The organism is Porphyrobacter sp. THAI-01a, from assembly GCF_056868655.1.
Genome location: NZ_CP180579.1, coordinates 770,540 through 787,562, shown reverse-complemented (window position 1 = coordinate 787,562; position 17,023 = coordinate 770,540). Strand labels below are relative to the sequence as shown.

Annotated in this window: 21 protein-coding genes; 9 read left to right on the top strand and 12 right to left on the bottom strand. The window is 68.6% G+C overall.

The features are described 5' to 3' along the window. Positions 1-14: 14 nt before the first annotated feature. Entirely contained in the window at positions 15-1,151 is a 1,137-nt protein-coding gene (locus ACMX37_RS03870; protein WP_483147600.1) for an FAD-dependent oxidoreductase, read from the bottom strand. Between the two features lie 270 nt (positions 1,152-1,421). Between ACMX37_RS03870 and ACMX37_RS03865 the strand changes: the two genes are divergently transcribed. The 3 genes from ACMX37_RS03865 to ACMX37_RS03855 are packed head-to-tail and all read left to right on the top strand — an operon-like array spanning position 1,422 to position 5,718. After that, on the top strand, positions 1,422-3,167 hold the full coding sequence (locus tag ACMX37_RS03865; protein ID WP_483147599.1) for an ABC transporter transmembrane domain-containing protein: 1,746 nt from the start codon (positions 1,422-1,424) through the stop codon (positions 3,165-3,167). 2 nt (positions 3,168-3,169) lie between these two features. Continuing rightward, entirely contained in the window at positions 3,170-4,204 is a 1,035-nt protein-coding gene (locus tag ACMX37_RS03860; protein ID WP_483147598.1) for an HlyD family secretion protein, read from the top strand. Between the two features lie 2 nt (positions 4,205-4,206). Further along, a complete protein-coding gene (locus ACMX37_RS03855) occupies positions 4,207-5,718 on the top strand; it encodes a TolC family protein (RefSeq protein WP_483147597.1) in 1,512 nt (503 codons plus the stop codon). A gap of 7 nt (positions 5,719-5,725) precedes the next feature. On the opposite strand, the gene ACMX37_RS03850 is transcribed toward ACMX37_RS03855, so the two are convergent. The 10 genes from ACMX37_RS03850 to rpsU form a co-directional block, all read right to left on the bottom strand. Further along, positions 5,726-6,184 (bottom strand): tRNA (cytidine(34)-2'-O)-methyltransferase, encoded by a 459-nt coding sequence (locus tag ACMX37_RS03850; protein WP_483147596.1) that lies wholly within the window; start codon positions 6,182-6,184, stop codon positions 5,726-5,728. A 30-nt stretch (positions 6,185-6,214) separates the two neighbouring features. Further along, positions 6,215-7,024 carry a hypothetical protein gene (locus ACMX37_RS03845; RefSeq protein WP_483147595.1) on the bottom strand — a complete coding sequence of 270 codons (810 nt, stop codon included), beginning with the start codon at positions 7,022-7,024 and terminating at the stop codon, positions 6,215-6,217. A 47-nt stretch (positions 7,025-7,071) separates the two neighbouring features. Continuing rightward, entirely contained in the window at positions 7,072-7,623 is a 552-nt protein-coding gene (locus tag ACMX37_RS03840; RefSeq protein ID WP_483147594.1) for a hypothetical protein, read from the bottom strand. Positions 7,624-7,664: 41 nt separating this feature from the next. Next, positions 7,665-9,161: an Asp-tRNA(Asn)/Glu-tRNA(Gln) amidotransferase subunit GatB gene (gene gatB / locus ACMX37_RS03835; protein WP_483147593.1), complete on the bottom strand. Its 1,497-nt coding sequence runs from the start codon at positions 9,159-9,161 to the stop codon at positions 7,665-7,667. Beyond that, the gene (locus tag ACMX37_RS03830; protein WP_483147592.1) at positions 9,158-9,313 is read right to left on the bottom strand and encodes a hypothetical protein; all 156 of its coding nucleotides are present in this window, start codon (positions 9,311-9,313) and stop codon (positions 9,158-9,160) included. Before ACMX37_RS03830 ends, gatB begins: the two co-directional genes overlap by 4 nt. Further along, entirely contained in the window at positions 9,314-9,499 is a 186-nt protein-coding gene (locus ACMX37_RS03825; RefSeq protein ID WP_483147591.1) for a glutamyl-tRNA amidotransferase, read from the bottom strand. Then, on the bottom strand, positions 9,496-10,977 hold the full coding sequence (gene gatA / locus ACMX37_RS03820; RefSeq protein WP_483147590.1) for an Asp-tRNA(Asn)/Glu-tRNA(Gln) amidotransferase subunit GatA: 1,482 nt from the start codon (positions 10,975-10,977) through the stop codon (positions 9,496-9,498). Before gatA ends, ACMX37_RS03825 begins: the two co-directional genes overlap by 4 nt. Positions 10,978-11,097: 120 nt before the next feature. Further along, positions 11,098-11,400 carry an Asp-tRNA(Asn)/Glu-tRNA(Gln) amidotransferase subunit GatC gene (gene gatC / locus ACMX37_RS03815; protein WP_483147589.1) on the bottom strand — a complete coding sequence of 101 codons (303 nt, stop codon included), beginning with the start codon at positions 11,398-11,400 and terminating at the stop codon, positions 11,098-11,100. Between the two features lie 14 nt (positions 11,401-11,414). After that, positions 11,415-12,014, bottom strand: coding sequence for an FKBP-type peptidyl-prolyl cis-trans isomerase (locus tag ACMX37_RS03810; protein WP_483147588.1), 600 nt, complete (start codon positions 12,012-12,014; stop codon positions 11,415-11,417). Between the two features lie 137 nt (positions 12,015-12,151). Further along, entirely contained in the window at positions 12,152-12,358 is a 207-nt protein-coding gene (rpsU, locus tag ACMX37_RS03805; RefSeq protein WP_017664771.1) for a 30S ribosomal protein S21, read from the bottom strand. Between the two features lie 220 nt (positions 12,359-12,578). Here rpsU and crcB point away from each other — a divergent pair, with 220 nt between their 5' ends. Genes crcB through ACMX37_RS03775 form a run of 6 tightly spaced genes read left to right on the top strand, consistent with a single transcriptional unit; the run spans position 12,579 to position 16,404 of the window. After that, positions 12,579-12,992: a fluoride efflux transporter CrcB gene (gene crcB / locus ACMX37_RS03800; protein ID WP_483147587.1), complete on the top strand. Its 414-nt coding sequence runs from the start codon at positions 12,579-12,581 to the stop codon at positions 12,990-12,992. Further along, on the top strand, positions 12,989-14,194 hold the full coding sequence (locus tag ACMX37_RS03795) for an RluA family pseudouridine synthase (RefSeq protein ID WP_483147586.1): 1,206 nt from the start codon (positions 12,989-12,991) through the stop codon (positions 14,192-14,194). The genes crcB and ACMX37_RS03795 overlap by 4 nt, the downstream gene beginning before the upstream one ends. Next, entirely contained in the window at positions 14,194-14,793 is a 600-nt protein-coding gene (locus ACMX37_RS03790; RefSeq protein WP_483147585.1) for an FMN-binding negative transcriptional regulator, read from the top strand. The genes ACMX37_RS03795 and ACMX37_RS03790 overlap by 1 nt, the downstream gene beginning before the upstream one ends. After that, positions 14,790-15,464 (top strand): HAD-IA family hydrolase, encoded by a 675-nt coding sequence (locus ACMX37_RS03785; RefSeq protein ID WP_483147584.1) that lies wholly within the window; start codon positions 14,790-14,792, stop codon positions 15,462-15,464. Before ACMX37_RS03790 ends, ACMX37_RS03785 begins: the two co-directional genes overlap by 4 nt. Next, a complete protein-coding gene (locus ACMX37_RS03780; protein ID WP_483147583.1) occupies positions 15,461-15,700 on the top strand; it encodes a hypothetical protein in 240 nt (79 codons plus the stop codon). Before ACMX37_RS03785 ends, ACMX37_RS03780 begins: the two co-directional genes overlap by 4 nt. Further along, positions 15,700-16,404 (top strand): ATP12 family protein, encoded by a 705-nt coding sequence (locus tag ACMX37_RS03775; protein WP_483148354.1) that lies wholly within the window; start codon positions 15,700-15,702, stop codon positions 16,402-16,404. Before ACMX37_RS03780 ends, ACMX37_RS03775 begins: the two co-directional genes overlap by 1 nt. On the opposite strand, the gene ACMX37_RS03770 is transcribed toward ACMX37_RS03775, so the two are convergent. Then, positions 16,401-17,003 carry an ABC-type transport auxiliary lipoprotein family protein gene (locus tag ACMX37_RS03770; RefSeq protein ID WP_483147582.1) on the bottom strand — a complete coding sequence of 201 codons (603 nt, stop codon included), beginning with the start codon at positions 17,001-17,003 and terminating at the stop codon, positions 16,401-16,403. The genes ACMX37_RS03775 and ACMX37_RS03770 overlap by 4 nt on opposite strands. Positions 17,004-17,023 lie beyond the last annotated feature (20 nt).

The following is a 17,023-nucleotide window of genomic DNA, read 5'->3' as shown; positions in this document are numbered from 1 at the left end:
CCTTCCCGCGCCGGTTACACGCCTCTTGCGAGCGCGGCGTATTCCGCGATCCAGCCTTTATCTATCCTGTGCTTCCAGGCGAGCACCCAGCGCCCTTCGGCAACGAGAGGACCGTAGCTCGCAATCGCGCGCCCGTCGCCGGTGTTCATGAGGTAGAGGCTGTGGCGGCGCGGGCGGTAGGCGGCCTGCGGCGGCTCGCCCGCGAGGAGGCTTCGCAGGTTGGCGGCGATGACGGGTCCGGCGAAGACGGCATGGACGCCCGAGCGGGCAAGCGGCCGGTCGGTGCGCGCGGCAACGTCCCCGGCGGCGAGGATATGCGGGTGCGAGGTCGATCGCTGGTGCGCGTCGACGGCGATGAAGCCGCCCGCATCGGTGGCGATGCCGCTCGCGCGCACCCAGGCGGGCGCGGCGCTGCCGGTGGCGGCGATGACGAGCTGCGCTGGTTCGAGCGATTGCCCGTCCGCGACCAGCGCCCCGTCCGAAAAGCGCGCCTCGGCGACGATCACCGCGACCCCCTGCCGCGCGAGGGCGGCGGCGACCCGGCGGCGGACCCTGTCCGCAAAGCCGGGGAGCAGTCCGTCCGAGCCGGTCACCAGCACCACCTCGGGCCTGGGATCGGCCTGCGCCATGTTGCGCAGCCCGAAGGCGATCTCCACGCCCCCTGCCCCACCGCCCGCCACGACGATGCGCGTGAGGGCCTGCCCCGAGGCGCGCAGGTCGGCGAGGCGCTGCACAAAGGCCCCGATGGGGCGCACCTCCAGAAGGCGCGGGTCCGCGCCGAGCAGCGCCGCTCCCTGCCCCTCGCCGCCGGTGTCGAACGAGGCGATATCGAAGGCGATGTCCCGCCCCCCGGCGGTGGTCACCGCCCGCGCCTCGGGATCGAGCGATGTGCAGCGATCGAACACCAGCTCCGCCCCGGCGCGTGCGGCGAGCGCGGCGAGATCGACCACCCCGTCGTCCGCCGCGTGCTGGCCCGCGAGCCAGCCGGGGACCATCCCCGAATAGCGCAAGGCCGGCTCGGGGCTGAGCAGCACCCGGCGCGCGGCCGGCGGCGGGCCGCGGCAAATCCAGTCGGCCAGCACCGCGACATGGGCATGGCCGCCGCCCGCCAGCAGCACAGTGCCTGCCTTGCCTGCCTGTTTTCCTGCCATCACGACCGTCTCTTCGCCTGCGGTTCAGCTACGCGCAAGCTTTGCGCGCTAACGGGCGTGACTGATACTTTATTACCTCTCATCACTTCTTGCAGACATATATCTTCAGGAATTTGAACATTATCCCCGCAGCGGAACCGCGGGCGCGCTCGACGATTGATCGCTTGCGGCGCCGCGTGGTTGCAATAGATGCAAAACTGCTCCGGCGCTCGCCATCATCCGGCCGGGCATCGGATCGCTTGGACACAGGTTTCGGACGGAAAGGCTGCCATGGCAGGTGAAGGCCAAAGTTACGGCTCGAAGATATCGCTGGTGAAGTTCTTCAGGATCTTCCTCGATATCCTGAAGCCCGAGGCGAACTTCTACTGGCTCGCCGCCGTCTACGGCATCGGCATCAGCCTGCTTTCGCTGGCGACCCCGATCTCGGTGCAGATGCTGATCAACACCATCGCCAACACCGCCATGCGCGCGCCGCTGGTGGTGCTGACGCTGACGCTGTTCGGCCTGCTGCTGATCTCGAGCTTGCTCTACGCCCTGCGCGTCCACCTGATGGAGATCTTCGCCCGCCGCTTCTATGCGCGGATGGTGGCCGAGATCTCGCTGATCTCGGTCTATGCCCAGAACCCCTTCTTCAGCGATGTGAAGAAGGGCCCGCTGTTCAACCGCTATTTCGACGTGGTCTATGTCCAGACCGCGATCCCGATCCTGTTCATCGGCGGCTTCACCACCCTGCTGCAGATCGCGGTCGGCTTCGTGCTGGTGAGCCTCTACCACCCCTATTTCCTCGGCTTCACGCTGGTGATGATCGCGCTGATCTGGATCGTCTGGCTGGCCTGGGGCAGCCGCGCGCTGCGCACCGGGGTCGATCTCAGCCACGCCAAGCACGCCACCGCCGCCTGGCTGGAGAGCATCGGCGGCTCCAACGGCTTTTTCAAGTCGCAGCGCCGCATCGACTACGCGCTCGACAAGACCGACGATCACACCCGCGACTACATCACCCAGCGCAAGCGCCACTTCCGCCACCTGTTCTCGCAGACCATCGCCTTCCTGGTGATGTATGCCGCGGCGAGCGCCGCGCTGCTCGGGCTGGGCGGCTGGCTGGTGATCGAGAACGAGCTGACCCTCGGCCAGCTGGTCGCCGCCGAGCTGGTCCTCTCGGCCGCCTTCCTCGGCGTGTCGCAGCTCGGCAGCTATCTCGGCTATTTCTACGACCTCTTCGCCGCGGTCGAGGAAATCTCCCACTTCTACGATGTCGAGCAGGAACAGCCCAAGGGCGCCGATCCCTTCGACGTGCCGGACCACACCATCGTCATGAAGGGCGTGCGCGGGAAGGCGCGGCACGAGGAGGTGCAGTTCGATCTCGAGATCCCGTCGGGCGCGATTATCATGGCCGCGGCCAGCCAGCACGGGGTGCAGCGCCTGTTCACCAACCTGCTCAAGATGCACGTGTTGCCGCAAGGCGGCATCGCCACGCTGGGCGGGATCGACATGAAGGCGATCGAGGCGCACCACCTGCGCAAGAACGTCCACGTGCTCGACCGGCCGAGCATCGTCGAGATGACGATCCGCGAATACCTCGCGCTGTCCTGCCCCGACACCGCGCCGCAGCGGATGCTCGGCGCGCTCGAGACGGTCGGCCTCGCCGGCACCATCGCGACGCTGGAGAAGGGCCTCGACACCCCGCTCGCGGCGACCGGCTTTCCGCTCTCGGCGGTCGAGCTCCAGCAGTTGAAGCTCGCCAACGCCCTGCTCGAACGCCCGCGCATCCTGGTGCTGAGCCGCCTGTTCGACCTGCTCGATCCCGAGCCGATCGCCCGCGCGGTCGCCGAACTGCGTGCGCAGGCCTACACCACCGTGATCTACTTCTCGAACCGGCGCATCGACCTGGGCTTCGACCGCTTCCTCTATCTCGAGGCGGGGCGGCAGCGCTATTTCGCCAGCTTCGAGGAATTCAGCGCGGCCAAGGCCCGCTCCGCGCCGCCGCCGGGCGAGCCGCTCAGCAAGGGAGACGCGTGACCATGGCGACGCTCAAGGAGGACATGGCGCACTTCACCACGCTCGCATCGATCCGCACGCCGCGGGTCATGCGTGTGGTGTTCTTCATGCTGCTGGCGGCGCTGGTGATCACCGTCGCCTTCCTGATCTACGTCCCCTGGGTGCAGACCACCTCGGGCCGCGGGGTGGTGACGACGCTCAGCCCCAACGAGCGCAAGCAGGACATCAACGCGCTGGTGCCGGGCCGGATCGAGGAATGGTATGTGCGCGACGGGTCTTCGGTGAAGAAGGGCGATCCGATCGTCCGCATCGCCGACATCGACCCCAACCTGATCGAGCGCCTCCAGGCCGAACGCCGCCAGATCGAGCTGCAGCTGGCCGCCGCCCAGTCGGCGCTCGCGACCGCCCAGATCGACGAGCGGCGCTCGCGCGAGCTGTTCCAGGCCGGGCTTGCGGCGCGGCGCGATTACGAACTGGCGCAGATCAAGGTCGCCGACATGCAGGGCCGCGTCGCCGCCGCCCAGGCCGATCTCAATCGCGCCGATGTGAACATCTCGCGCCAGTCGGTGCAGATCGTGCGCGCCCCGCGCGACGGCTTCATCCAGAGCCTCAACGCAGGCGACGCGGCAACGGTGGTGAAGGCGGGCGACGTGCTCGCCACCTTCGTGCCCGACGGCGCGGTGCGCGTGATCGAGATCTTCATCGACGGGCGCGACGTCGCGCTGGTGCGTCCGGGCGACAAGACCCGCATCCAGTTCGAAGGCTGGCCGGCGGTGCAGTTCTCCGGCTGGCCCTCGGTCGCGGTCGGCACCTTCGGGGGCCGCGTGATCACTGTCGACCAGTCGGCCCAGTCCAACGGCCGCTTCCGCGTGCTGATCGCCGAGGACAAGCTCGACGGCTATGGCTGGCCCGAGGAACGCTACGTCCGTTTCGGCGCGGCGGTGCAGGCCTGGGTGCTGCTCGAGACCGTGCCGGTGGGCTACGAGATCTGGCGCCAGCTCAACAATTTCCCGCCCGAACTGACGGCACCGCCGTCAAGCGGGGGGTCGGCGAACTGACGATGGTGCGAAGTCCCGCCTTGCCGCGGCCGGGCGCGCTGCCCGGACGCCGATGGATCGGCGCGGCGGCGCTGGCGCTGGCGCTCGCGCTTGTCCCTGTGCCGGTTGCCGCGCAGGACATCGCCCCTGTCAGCGATCCGCTCGAGGTGGCAATCACCACCGGGCCGCTGCTGCCCGAGGAAGTGCTGCGCTCCTCGGCGCTGACCTTCCCGTCGATCCTTGAGGCCTTCGAGCGCGAGGCCGCAGCCCGCTCCGACCAGCTCGCCGCCGACGGGGCCTTCGACCTGATGCTGAAGGGCGAGTATTACGACCGCCTGACCGGCTTCTATTCCGGCGGCTTCGGCAAGGTCGAGGCGCGCCAGCCGCTCAGGCCCTATGGCGCGGAGGTCTACGGCTCCTACCGCGTCTCCAACGGCGATTTCCCGACCTACGAGAACTACAACTACACCAACGCGCTCGGCGAGGCGAAGGTGGGGGCGCTGTTCTCGCTGCTGCGCAACCGCGACATCGACAGCCGCCGCTTCGCGATCGAGGACACCCGCCTCGCCGCCGCCCAGGCGCAGATCGACGTGATGCTGGTGCGCCTCAACGTCCAGCACGAGGCGCTGCGCGCCTATTGGCGCTGGGTCGCGGCGGGCGAGGAGATCCGCGTCTTCGAGGAACTGCTCGAGATCGCCGAGGCGCGCCAGATCGGCCTCGCCCGCGAGGTCGGCGAAGGCGCGCGGGCGCGCATCGCCCTGACCGAGAACGAGCGCAACCTGCTCAACCGCCGCGCGCGGCTGGAGGAGGCCAAGCGCAACTTCGCGACCGCCGCCAACAGCCTCGCCTTCTACCTGCGGGGGTCGGACGGGCGGATGATCGTGCCGACCCGCGAACAGCTGCCGGACCTGTCGCGAATGACCGGTATCGCCCCGGTCGAGACCCTCGCGGCCAATCCGATGAGCGAGGTGATCCAGAGCCGCCCCGAACTCGCGGTCTTCAAGGTCGCGATCGAGCGCGCCAACAACCGCATCGCGCTGCGCCAGAACGACCTGCAACCCTCGCTCAACGCCACGGTCGAGCTGTCGCGCGATTTCGGCCAGCTCGGCCCGGGCGGACCGGGCTTCGATTCGACCGACACGGTGGTCGGCCTGACCTTCTCGGTGCCGCTCCAGCGCCGCGAGGCGCGCGGGCGCCTCCAGCGCGCCGAGGCCGAACTGCGCGAGACCGAGCTGCGCCAGCGCCGCATCGCCGACCAGATCACGATGGAGCTCGGCAACATCATCGAGAACCTCACCGCCGCGCTCAAGATCGCCGATCTGGCCGAGGCCGAGGTCAAGCAGGCCAACGCGATGGTCCAGGCCGAGCGCACGCGCTTCCGGCTCGGGGCGGGCGAGTTCTTCCTCGTAAACCAGCGCGAGGAAGACGCCGCCAACGCCCAGGTCAGTGCCATCCGCGCCGACCTCGCCGGCCGCCTCGCCGAGGCGAGCTACAATGCGGCGACGATGAATTTGAAGGCGCTGGGGCTGGAGTAGCGGGCGGTCAGATCCGACCGCGCAGCGCCTGATAGGCCGCCGCCGAGACGGTGTTGGCGAGGTTCAGCGAGCGGATCACCTCGGAGCGCATCGGCAGCTTGAACACGCGGTCGGGGTGGCGCTCGATGATCGCCTTGGGGATGCCCTTGGTCTCCTGCCCAAAGACGAGGAAGGCGTCCTCGGGGTAGTCCGGTTCATAGAAGGACCGCGCACCGAATTCCTCGAACAGGAACATCTGGTCTGCGCGGGGGCTGCGCGCCTCCAGAAAGGCGTCCCAGCTGGCATATTCGGTCAGGCGCACATGCGGCCAGTAGTCGAGGCCGGAGCGCTTCACCCTTTTGTCACTGATCTCGAAGCCCAAGGGGTGGATCAGGATCAGCTCCATGTCCAGCGCCACGCAGGTGCGCCCCACCGCCCCGGTGTTGCCGGGAATCTCGGGCTGGACGAGGACGATGGCGAGGCTCATGGCGACCGGTGCGTGTCGGGGCGCGCGGGGCTAGAAATTGTCCGGCACAGGCTTGCCGGTCGGCACATCGATCACCGTCCCTCCCGCATAGGCGAGCACGCCGGGCACTTCGGCAAGCCTTCCGATATTGACCGCGTTGGGCGTGAAGAAACGGCCCACCGCGCGGTAGGCGGCCGGGACGATGCGGGCACCGGCCAGCCCTTGCGGCAGCGAGCTCTCTGCCCGCGTGGACCGCACCGTGCCGAGATAGCCCTGCTTGCCAAGCAGCTCGGGCGATTTCGAGGCGCGGAAGGCAAAGTCGGAAACGAGATGGCCCATGTCGGTGATTTCTCCCGCGCGCGCGGTGAAAGCCACGGTTCCGAGGCACATGCACACCATCAGACGCGGCAAACCGGTCGACGGGGTGAAGCCGTAGAGCACGTAATCGCCAGGCACCGCCTCGACGAGAAAGGTCTCCTCGGCCGGTGACTTCGCGAAGGTCCGGCCGAAATCGACATCCTGCAAATTGGCGACCGCATCCCAGGCGAATGCAAAATTCTCCAGCGTCGGCGGCTGCGGGATCGGCTCGCCATCGACCGGGTTCTGGCGCGAGCGGGCGAGCGCATGTTCATAGGTCTTGGTCAGTTCCGGCAACGCCTTGGCATATGCCTCGGCCTTCGCGGCCTCGTAGCGGACGATCTCGTCAGCCGAGGGCACCCGCATCAGCAGCGGTTCGAGCGGCGTCACGCTCGGGTGCTGCGTGATGCGGAACAGCAGATAGGCGCGGTCGGCGCGGATGGTCGCGGGCTTGCCGCCGGCGATCTCGATCAGCTCGTCCGCAGGCTTGGCACCGGAAGGCACGCCCGCCCATAGCAAGGCCGCGACAACGGCAAGGGCAAGACAGCGAATCACGGCGCCTCCGCCAGCGGCTCGGCATCGGGGCGCGGGCCGGACGCGATCTTCGCCCGCACCGCAATCGCTGCGGGTGTGGCGTCCGCCGCAATCGTCTTCCACACATCCTTGCGCAGCGGGAATCGCTGGTAACCGAGCGGAGCGAGGCAGGCATGGAGCCGGCCCTGCGCGGCTAGCTGCGAAGCCGATCCCATGATCAGTGCCCCCATGACGTCGCCGACCAGCCCGTAGGGATGCGACGGGGGCGGGCTGTCGTCGCGGGCTTCGGGCCTGCCGCGCCACGCGATGAACATCGGCAGCAAGGGCGCATTGCCCCCCGCCATCGGCGTGAAGCGCGCGCAGTCGGCGATGTCGGCATAGGCCTGTTCGTAGCTGGTGTCGGCGCGCCAGAAATGAAAATACTTCCCGCCGTCCTTCACCACCGCAGGATCACGCCCGCCCGACAGATCGGGCACCGCGACCGACGCCGGGTCGGGAATGTCGCTCTGCGCTGCCAGCGGCGCGGCAAAGGCCGCAAGCGCCGGCACGAGGACCAAAGCCAGACGCATCCTTCCCCCCTTCCGGCCTCGCTCCCGAGGCAATCGGCACCCTATCCCAGCTTGCCCTTCAGAAGCTGGTTCACCAGCTGCGGGTTCGCCTTGCCCTGCATCGCTTTCATCGTCTGGCCGACGAAGAAGCCGAACAGCGCTTCCTTGCCGGCGCGATACTGTTCGACCTTGTCGGCATTGGCGGCGATGATCGCGTCGACTGCGGCCTCGATAGCGCCCGTGTCGCTGACCTGCTTCAGCCCCTCGGCCTCCGCTATTTCAGAGGGATCGCGGCCGGTCTTGAGGACGATCTCGAAGATCTCCTTGGCCTGTCCGCCGCTGATCTCGCCCTTGTCCTGCATCGCGAGGATCGCCGCCTGCGCCGAGGCGGTGGCGTTGGCGGGATCGGCCTCGTCGCCCAGCGCCTTCATCACCCCCGGCGCGACCGAGAGCGACCAGTTGGCGACCTGCGTGGCGACCGCGGGTTCATCCTTGCCGATCGCCCGGGCGGTTTCGGCCAGCAGGGTTTCGAAGCGGGCGAAGGTCTCGACCTCGGCGGTCAGCTCGCGCGCGTTATAGGGGGTGAGGCCCAGCACCTCGACATAACGCTTGCGCTTGGCATCCGGCAGCTCGGGCAGCGAGGCGCGGCATTCGGCGAGGAAGTCGTCCTCCAGCACCAGCGGCAGCAGGTCGGGATCGGGGAAGTAGCGGTAGTCGTGCGCGTCTTCCTTGCTGCGCATGGTGCGCGTGGTGCCGGTGCCCGGATCGAACAGGCGGGTCTCCTGCACCACCGTACCGCCGCTCTCCAGCACGTCGACCTGGCGCATCGCCTCGTGCTCGATCGCCTGCATGACGAAGCGCACGGAGTTGACGTTCTTGGTCTCGGTCCGGGTGCCGAAGGGCTCTCCAGGGCGACGCACCGAGACGTTGACGTCGGCGCGCATCGAGCCTTCTTCCATGTTCCCGTCGCAAGAGCCGACATAGCGCAGGATCGCCCGCAGCTTCCTCAGGTAAGCCCCTGCTTCCGCAGGCGAACGCATGTCGGGCTTGGAAACGATCTCCATCAGCGCGACGCCCGAGCGGTTGAGGTCGACATAACTCATCGTCGGATGCTGGTCGTGCATCAGCTTGCCCGCGTCCTGCTCGATGTGGATGCGCTCAATGCCGATGACCTTGTCTTCCGGGATGCCGGCCTTCTCGTCCGCCTCGATCAGGAGTGAACCTTCGCCCACAATCGGATGATAAAGCTGGCTGATCTGGTAGCCCTGCGGCAGGTCGGCGTAGAAGTAGTTCTTGCGGTCGAACCGGCTCCACGCGTTGATCTGCGCCTCGATCGCCATGCCGGTGCGCACCGCCTGGCGGATGCATTCGCGGTTGGGCACGGGCAGCATCCCCGGCATCGCGGCATCGACAAGGGAGACCTGCGCATTGGGTTCAGCCCCGAAGGCGGTGGCAGCGCCCGAGAACAGCTTGGCGTTGGAGGTGACCTGCGCGTGGACTTCGAGGCCGATCACGACCTCCCATTCGCCCGTGGCGCCCTGAATACGATAGTTGCTCATCTGACGGTCTCTTTCAGCTTCTTCTTTTCTGCACGCTTGGCGTGACGCTTCTTGGAGAAGTAGCCCCAGCCATAGCCCAAGGCCCATCCAGCCAAGTCAGCGATCAGCAGGCCCAATCCAACGGCAATCGGCAGCAGGATGAGGTCTTCCATTTAATGATCTTCCTCCCGAGCGTCGATGTCAGCGCGAGGGGTATTGTCGATCACCTTGCCATCCGGCCCGAAGCGCAGTTCGCCGTGATCGACGTTTTTCCTTACCCAATTGGCGACCATGAAGGTCAGCGGCACCGCCAGCATGATGCCGATCCCGGCCAGCCAGAGCGGCAGATCGGGTGTCACCACCACTTCTCCGGCTTGGCGGTGAAGCCTGCCCTTTGCTGGATCGCCAGACCTGCGTTGAGCACGCCCTGCTCGTCGAAGGGACGGCCCACGATTTGCAGGCCGAGCGGCAGGCCGTCGGCGTTGATCGTGGCGGGGACGCTCATCGCAGGCAGCCCGGCGAGGCTGGCGGGGACCGCGAAGACATCGTTCAGATACATCGTCAGCGGATCTTCGGTCATCGAACCCAGCGGGAAGCTCGCCGTCGGCGTGGTCGGCGCGAGGATCACGTCGCATTCGGCGAAGGCGCGCTCGAAGTCGCGGGCGACCAGCGCGCGGACCTTCTGCGCCTGGGTGTAATAGGCGTCGTAGAAGCCAGCCGAGAGCACATAGGTGCCGATCAGGATGCGGCGCTTGACCTCGTCGCCGAAACCGGCGGCGCGGGTGGCGGCGTACATGTCCTGCAGGCCCACGCCGTCGGGAAGATCGCGCAACCCGTAACGCACCCCGTCATAGCGGGCGAGGTTGCTCGACGCTTCGGCAGGCGCGACGATGTAGTAGGCAGGCAGCGCATACTTGGTGTGCGGCAGCGAGACGTCGACGATCTCGGCGCCTGCGTCCTTCAGCCACGCCTTGCCCTGTTCCCAGCTGTCGAGGATCGCCTGATCGGTGCCCTCCATCCGGTATTCGCGCGGGATGCCGACCTTCTTGCCCTTGAGGTCGCTGCTGAGCGCCGCTTCCCAGTCGGGCACGGGCATGTCGAGGCTGGTCGCGTCCTTGGGATCAAACCCGGCCATTGCGCCGAGCATGATCGCGCAATCTTCCACCGAACGCGCCATCGGCCCGGCCTGATCGAGCGAGGAGGCGAAGGCGACGATGCCCCAGCGCGAGCAGCGGCCATAGGTCGGCTTGATCCCGCAGATGCCGGTGAAGGCGGCAGGCTGGCGGATCGAGCCGCCGGTGTCGGTGCCGGTCGCGGCAGGCGCGATGCGCGCGGCGACGGCGGCGGAGGAGCCGCCCGAGGAGCCGCCGGGGCTCATCGGCTGGTTCGACCCAGCCTTGCGCCACGGCGAGGACACGTTGCCGAAATAGGAGGTCTCGTTCGACGAGCCCATCGCGAACTGGTCGAGATTGAGCTTGCCGAGCATCCCCGCGCCTGCGTCCCACAGCTTCTGGCTGACGGTACTCTCGTAGCGAGGCGTGAAACCTTCGAGGATGTGGCTGGCAGCGGTGGTCTGGACGCCGTGGGTGGCGAAGAGGTCCTTCATGCCGATCGGCACGCCGGCCATCTTGCCCAGTTCCTCGCCCGCGGCGCGCGCGGCGTCGACCTTCTCCGCGGAGGCGAGCGCATGGTCGGGGGTGGTGACGATGAAGGCGTTGAGGCTGGAGGCCTCGGCCACGGCGGCGTTGAAGGCTTCGGCCACTTCACGTGCGGTGAAGTCGCCCTTCGCCACGCCGTCGCGGATGTCCTTTACGCCGAGAGAGGTGAGGTCAGTCATTGTTTCCAACCGTTCGCCCTGAGCCTGTCGAAGGGCTGTCCTTCTTGAGGCGCAGGGAATGAAAAGAAAAGCGGGGCTTCGACAGGCTCAGCCCGAACGGAAATGGGCGTAACCCCTTCCCTACTCGATCACCTTCGGAACCCCGAAGAAGCCGTGCTCGGCCGCAGGCGCATTGGCGAGCACGTCGTCGCGCTTGCCGCCGCCGGTCAGCGGGTCGGCGTCGACCACGTCCTCGCGCAGGCGCAGCGTGTTGGGGATCACCGCCGCCATCGGCTCGATCCCGGTCACGTCCACCTCGCCCAGCTGCTCGACCCACTGGAGGATGCCGTTGAGTTCCGGGACCATGCGCTCGAGCGCCGTGTCATCCATCCGGATGCGCGCCAGCGAAGCGATCTTGGCGACGGTTGCCTTGTCGACCGACATGCGCGCCCCCGCCCTTACTGGCCCGGAGCGCCCTGGGGCGCACCCTGCGGTGCACCGCCCGGACCGCCCGGAGCCGCGCCGCCCATCTGCTGCTGCATCGTCTGCTGCAGGATCTGGAGATTGCGGTCGAAAGTCGCGCGGCTCATGATGTCGATCACCTCGATCTCGAAGATCAGGTCGGCGTTCGGCGGGATCGGGGCGCCCGGGGGCGGGGTTGCGCCATAGGCGAGATCGGCGGGGATGAAGAGCGTGTACTTGCCGCCCTTCTGCATCTGCTGGAGCCCCTGGAAGAAGCCGGGAACGGTCGCGCCGTCCTCGAGCGGGAATGGCGTGCCTTCGGGGAACAGGCCCTGCACGGGCAGCGGGATGTCCTGCGATTCGTCGAACACCGTGCCGTCCGAGGCGAGCTTGCCCTTGTACTTGACCCAGACGACCTCGCCGACCTTGGGATTGGGGCCGGTGCCCGCCACCTCGGTATCGACGCTGAGGCCGCGCGGAACGGCGGCCCAGGCGAGGCCTGCGCCCACCAGGACCGCGAGGATCACCCCGATCCACAGCTTGGTCAGCGAGCCCTTGGCGAGCGGCTTGATCGGAACGCGCGTAATCTCGGTCATGGTAACGGTCCTGATGAGCGGCACCTTCACGCCGCGTGACGACGGCAAAAGGGCGCGGGGATAAGCCGCGCCCTGATGGCTGATCGGAAAGGGGGTTTCAAGCGGTTCCGGTTGCCGAAGCGCGCCTGACGACGGGATTATTTGCTCCCGTCGCGCTCCATCCGCTTGCGCTCCATCTTGCGGGCGCGGCGCACGGCGGCGGCCTTTTCGCGGGCGCGCTTTTCCGACGGCTTCTCGTAGTGGCGACGCAGCTTCATTTCGCGATAAACGCCCTCGCGCTGCAGCTTCTTCTTGAGCGCGCGCAGGGCCTGATCGACATTGTTATCGCGAACCATGATTTGCATAAACGACGACTACCTCATGTCCAAACGCCCAGAGCCCCGCATGTGATTCTGCGCGGGGTTGCGCGGTGAAATTCCAATGAAATGCGGGCGATTCCCAAGGGGAGCCGCCCTCCAAACCGCGCCCCGATAGTCCAACACCGGCAAAATGGCAAGCCGCCAGAACGGATTCGCGTGCCGAGCCGACCTAGGCAGAGCGCCAGTCGCCCGCTAAAGGCTCCCCATGGACGGTGTCATCTCCCCTCTCAAGGCCAGCCTGTTCGTCGCCGCCGGCGGCGCGGCGGGCTCGGTGCTGCGCTATCATGCGGGACGCTGGGTGGGGGATCTCGCCGGGGCGGGCAACGCCTTCCCATGGGGGACGCTGGCAGTCAACATCCTCGGCAGCCTGTTGATGGGCGCGCTCGTCGGGTGGTTCGCCCGCTCGGCTCCCGGCGAGCAGACCGCCGAAGTCGCGCGCCTGCTGCTGGGCGTGGGCCTGCTCGGCGGCTTCACCACCTTCAGCGCCTTTTCCGCCGAGCTCGTCACCATGCTCCACCGCGGACAGGCCGGGCTTGCGGCGGGCTATGCCGCCGCCTCGCTGATCGCCGGAATGGCGGCGATGATCGTCGGCCTCGTCGCAGCGCAGAACGTCCGATGACCGCCGCCCCGACCAACGACAACGTCCGCCAGTTCACCGTCGGCCCGGACGACGACGGTATCCGGCTCGACCGCTGGTTCAAGCGCAACCTGCCGCAGGTCGGCTTCGCCACGGTGTCGCGCTGGGCGCGGACCGGGCAGATCCGGGTCGACGGCAAGCGCGCCAAGCCCGAGGATCGCCTGAGCGAAGGGCAGGTACTGCGCGTCCCCCCCGGCGGCGAGGAACCCGCACGCGAGGCGGCCAAGCCCCGCGCCCGCCCGCTCAGCTCCGAACAGATCGCCGAGGCGCGCGAGATGGTGATCCGCGAGACGCCCACCGCGATAGTCCTCAACAAGCCCCCCGGCCTCGCCACGCAGGGCGGCAGCAAGACGACCAAGCATGTCGACGGGCTGCTCGATGCCTTCGTGGAAGGCAACGCGCCGCGCCCGCGCCTCGTCCACCGGCTCGACAAGGACACCTCGGGCGTGCTGCTGATCGCCCGCACCCCGGGCAGCGCCGCGAGCTTCTCCAAGCGGTTCGCCAGCCGCTCGGCGCGCAAGGTCTACTGGGCGCTGGTGGTCGGCGTGCCGCAGCTGGCCGAAGGCGTGATCGACGCCCCGCTCGCCAAGCAGCCGGGCACGGGCGGCGAGAAAATGCATATCGACGAGGAGAACGGCGCGGCGGCCAAGACCCGTTACCGCGTGGTCGACCGGGCGGGCCAGCGTGCGGCGTGGGTCGAGCTCGAGCCGCTCACCGGCCGCACCCACCAGCTGCGGGTCCACATGGCGGCGATCGGCCACCCGATCGTGGGCGACGGCAAGTATGGCGGGCAGGACGCCTTCCTGACCGGCGCGGTGAGCCGCAAGATGCACCTCCACGCCCGCCGCCTGATCATCACCGAGCCCAAGGCGGGTGAAGGTTCCGGCGGCAAGCTCGACGTGACGGCGGAACTGCCGCCGCACTTCGCCGCCAGCATGGAAGTGCTGGGCTTCGACCCGGCCCTGTCCGATGCCGCCCCCTTGCGCGAGGAGGTGCCGGAAAAGACCCCCGAAGAGAAGAAGCAGGCCGCCCGCCGCCACTTCAAGCAGGCGCGCAAGGAAGAGCGCGCCCCCCGCCGTGCGCGCGGAAGCGCCAACGCCAAGGCGAAACCCAAGCCCAAGGGCAAGGGCAAGCCCGCCAAACCGGCCAAGCCCAAGGGCCCCGGCAAGAGCCCCCGCCGCTGATGCACCCCAACCCGCTTTTCCGCAGCGACGACCGTGCGCTCCTCGAAAGCCTGATCGCCGAGATCGGCTTCGGCATGGTCTTCGCCCAGACCCCCGACGGGCCGCACGTGGCGCACACGCCGCTGCTCTCGACCGGGGACGGCGCGGTGCAGTTCCACCTCGCCCGGGGCAACGCCCTGACGCGGCACCTCGACGGCGGAACGGCACTGATCGTGGTCAACGGCCCGGACGCCTATGTCTCCCCCCGCTGGTACGACAACCGCGACACCGTGCCGACCTGGAACTACGTTGCGCTCGAGCTCGAAGGACGCGTGCGCAAGATGGCGGACGAGGGGCTGGAGGCTTTCCTTCACGCCGCCATCGCCAAACACGAAGGGCGGCTGGAGGGCGAGCCGTGGCGCGCGGACGAATCGTCCGAGAAGGTCTGGTCCGGCCTGTTCAGGGGCATCACCGGCTTCGAGATGGAGGTGCTGGCCTGGCGCCCCACCGTCAAGCTCTCGCAGAACAAGTCCTCCGATGAACGCGCCCGGATTGCCGAAGGGCTGGACGCTGCCGGCCATGCCGCCCTCGCCCATCTCGTGCGGGAGCTGCCCGAATGACGCGGCTCCCCAAGCGCTTGGCCGTGTTCGATTGCGACGGCACGCTGGTCGACGGGCAGGCGGACGTGTGCTGGGCTATGGAGCGCGCCTTCACCCGCGCCGGCCTTGAAGCGCCCGACAATCACGCCGTGCGCCGGATAGTCGGCCTGAGCCTGCCCGCCGCGGTGCGCGCGCTCGCACCTGCCCTGAGCGAGGACGAGAACCGCGCCGTCACCGAATTCTACCGCTCCAGCTTCCGCGCGCGGCGCGAGGAAGGCCTGCTCGACGAGCCGCTCTACGAGGGCATCGCCGACCTGCTGCGCGATCTGCACGCCGCCGGCTGGAGCCTCGCGGTGGCCACCGGCAAGTCCGACCGCGGGCTTGCCGCCTGCCTTGCGGGCCACGGCATCGCCGACCTGTTCGTCTCGCTCCAGACCGCCGACCGCCACCCCTCAAAGCCCCATCCGGCGATGCTGGAGGCCGCGCTGTTCGAGGCCGGCGCGGCGCGCGAGGAGACGGTGATGATCGGCGACACCAGCTTCGACATGGTCATGGCGCGCAGCATCGGGGTCGCCGCGATCGGGGTCGGCTGGGGCTATCACGGCGCTGCCGAACTGCTCGCGAGCGGCGCTGCGCAGGTGGTCGAGACCGCCGCCGCGCTCGCCGCCGCACTGGAGGAAACCCTGCCATGAGCCGTTCGCAGCGGGAACTGGAGGATGCGCGCGCGCGCACCGGCTTCATCATCATCACCGCCGTCCGCTTCGGCGGGGTGGCGATGGTGATGCTCGGCTTTGCCATCGTGCGCGGCATCATCGACCTGCCCTATGCGGTGGGCGCGGTGATCGCCGTGGCGGGCTTCATCGAGATGTTCTTCCTGCCGCGCTTCATAGCCCGCCGCTTCAAGGCCGGAGACGGACGCGAGAGATGATCCGGCGCTTCTACAAGGATGTCACGCTCGCGCAGCAAGCGGGCGGGTCGCAGGTCATGCTCGACGCGCGCGGGGTGAAGACCGTGGGCGGCGCGCCCCAGATCGTGCCGACGCAGGCGCTCGGCGAGGCTCTCGCGGCGGAGTGGGCGCGGCAAGGCGAGCGGCTCGATCCCGCCAGCCTCCCCCTTCGCGACATGGCCGATTACGCGATCGACGTGGTCGCCGCCGATCCGGCCGCCGTGGCGCAGGGTCTCCTCGCCTATGCCGAGACCGACACCCTGTGCTACCGCGCCGATCCGGACGAGCCGCTTCATGCGCGCCAGCAGGCCGAATGGGAGCCGCTGCTCGCCGCCTTCGAGGCCGCGCACGGCATCACCTTCACAAGGGTGAGCGGCGTGCTCCACCGCCCGCAGCCGCCCGAGACGATGGCCGCCCTGAAGGCGCGGCTGCTCTCGCTCGATCCCTTCACCCTCGCCGGCGTGGAGGCGATGACGAAGCTCGCCGCTTCGCTCGTCACCGCCCTCGCCGCCCTCGATGCGGCGCACGAGGACGAGCCGCTCGTGCTGTGGCGGGCGGCGTGTCTGGAGGAGGAATGGCAGGCGGAGCTATGGGGCCGCGACGAGGAGGCCGAGGAGCGCCGGGCGCGGCGGGAGGCGGATTTCCTCAGGGCCTGCGCCTTCGCGCGGCTGGCGCGGGGCGCCTAGCTCCCCGTCACCCAGGCGGCGACATCCGCAGCCACGCGGTTCGCTGCCGTGTTGAGCCCTGCGCCGACCGCACGGGCCTCTGCCGGGATGCCCTCCTCGCGCGCCTCGAAGCGGCGGGTCGTGACCTTGCCCTCGCGGTCGATCCGAACCGCATCGAAGCGCACCACCGCTGACCTCGTGGCGACTTCGTAGCCCATGTCGATCAGCGTGCCGCGCATCGTCACCGTGGCGAGGGTCGCGGTGTCGTCACCGTCGACCACCATCGCGCCGCCGCGCGCACGGATCGTCTCGCCCACCAGCCGCCGGAACAGGCGCGCGGGCTTTTCGACCCAGAAAGCTTCCTTGAGATAGGCCAGCTCGGTGTCCGACACCGCCACCGGCACGCGCAGCACGTCGAGCTTGGCGGGGGTGTCGAAACTCAGCACCGCGACCACCGGCTGTTCGCTGCCGCCCCCGCCGGCCCCGGGTCCTGCCGGCGCGCGCGCCTCGGCGCTCAGGGTCAGCAGGCTCTCGGGCGGTTCGCCGCCGAGGCTGATGCAGCCGGGGAGCGCCAGCAGGAGCGGCGCGGCGACAAGGAGGGGCCGGAGGCGGAGGGTCATGGCATGGGTCCTTCTACGCG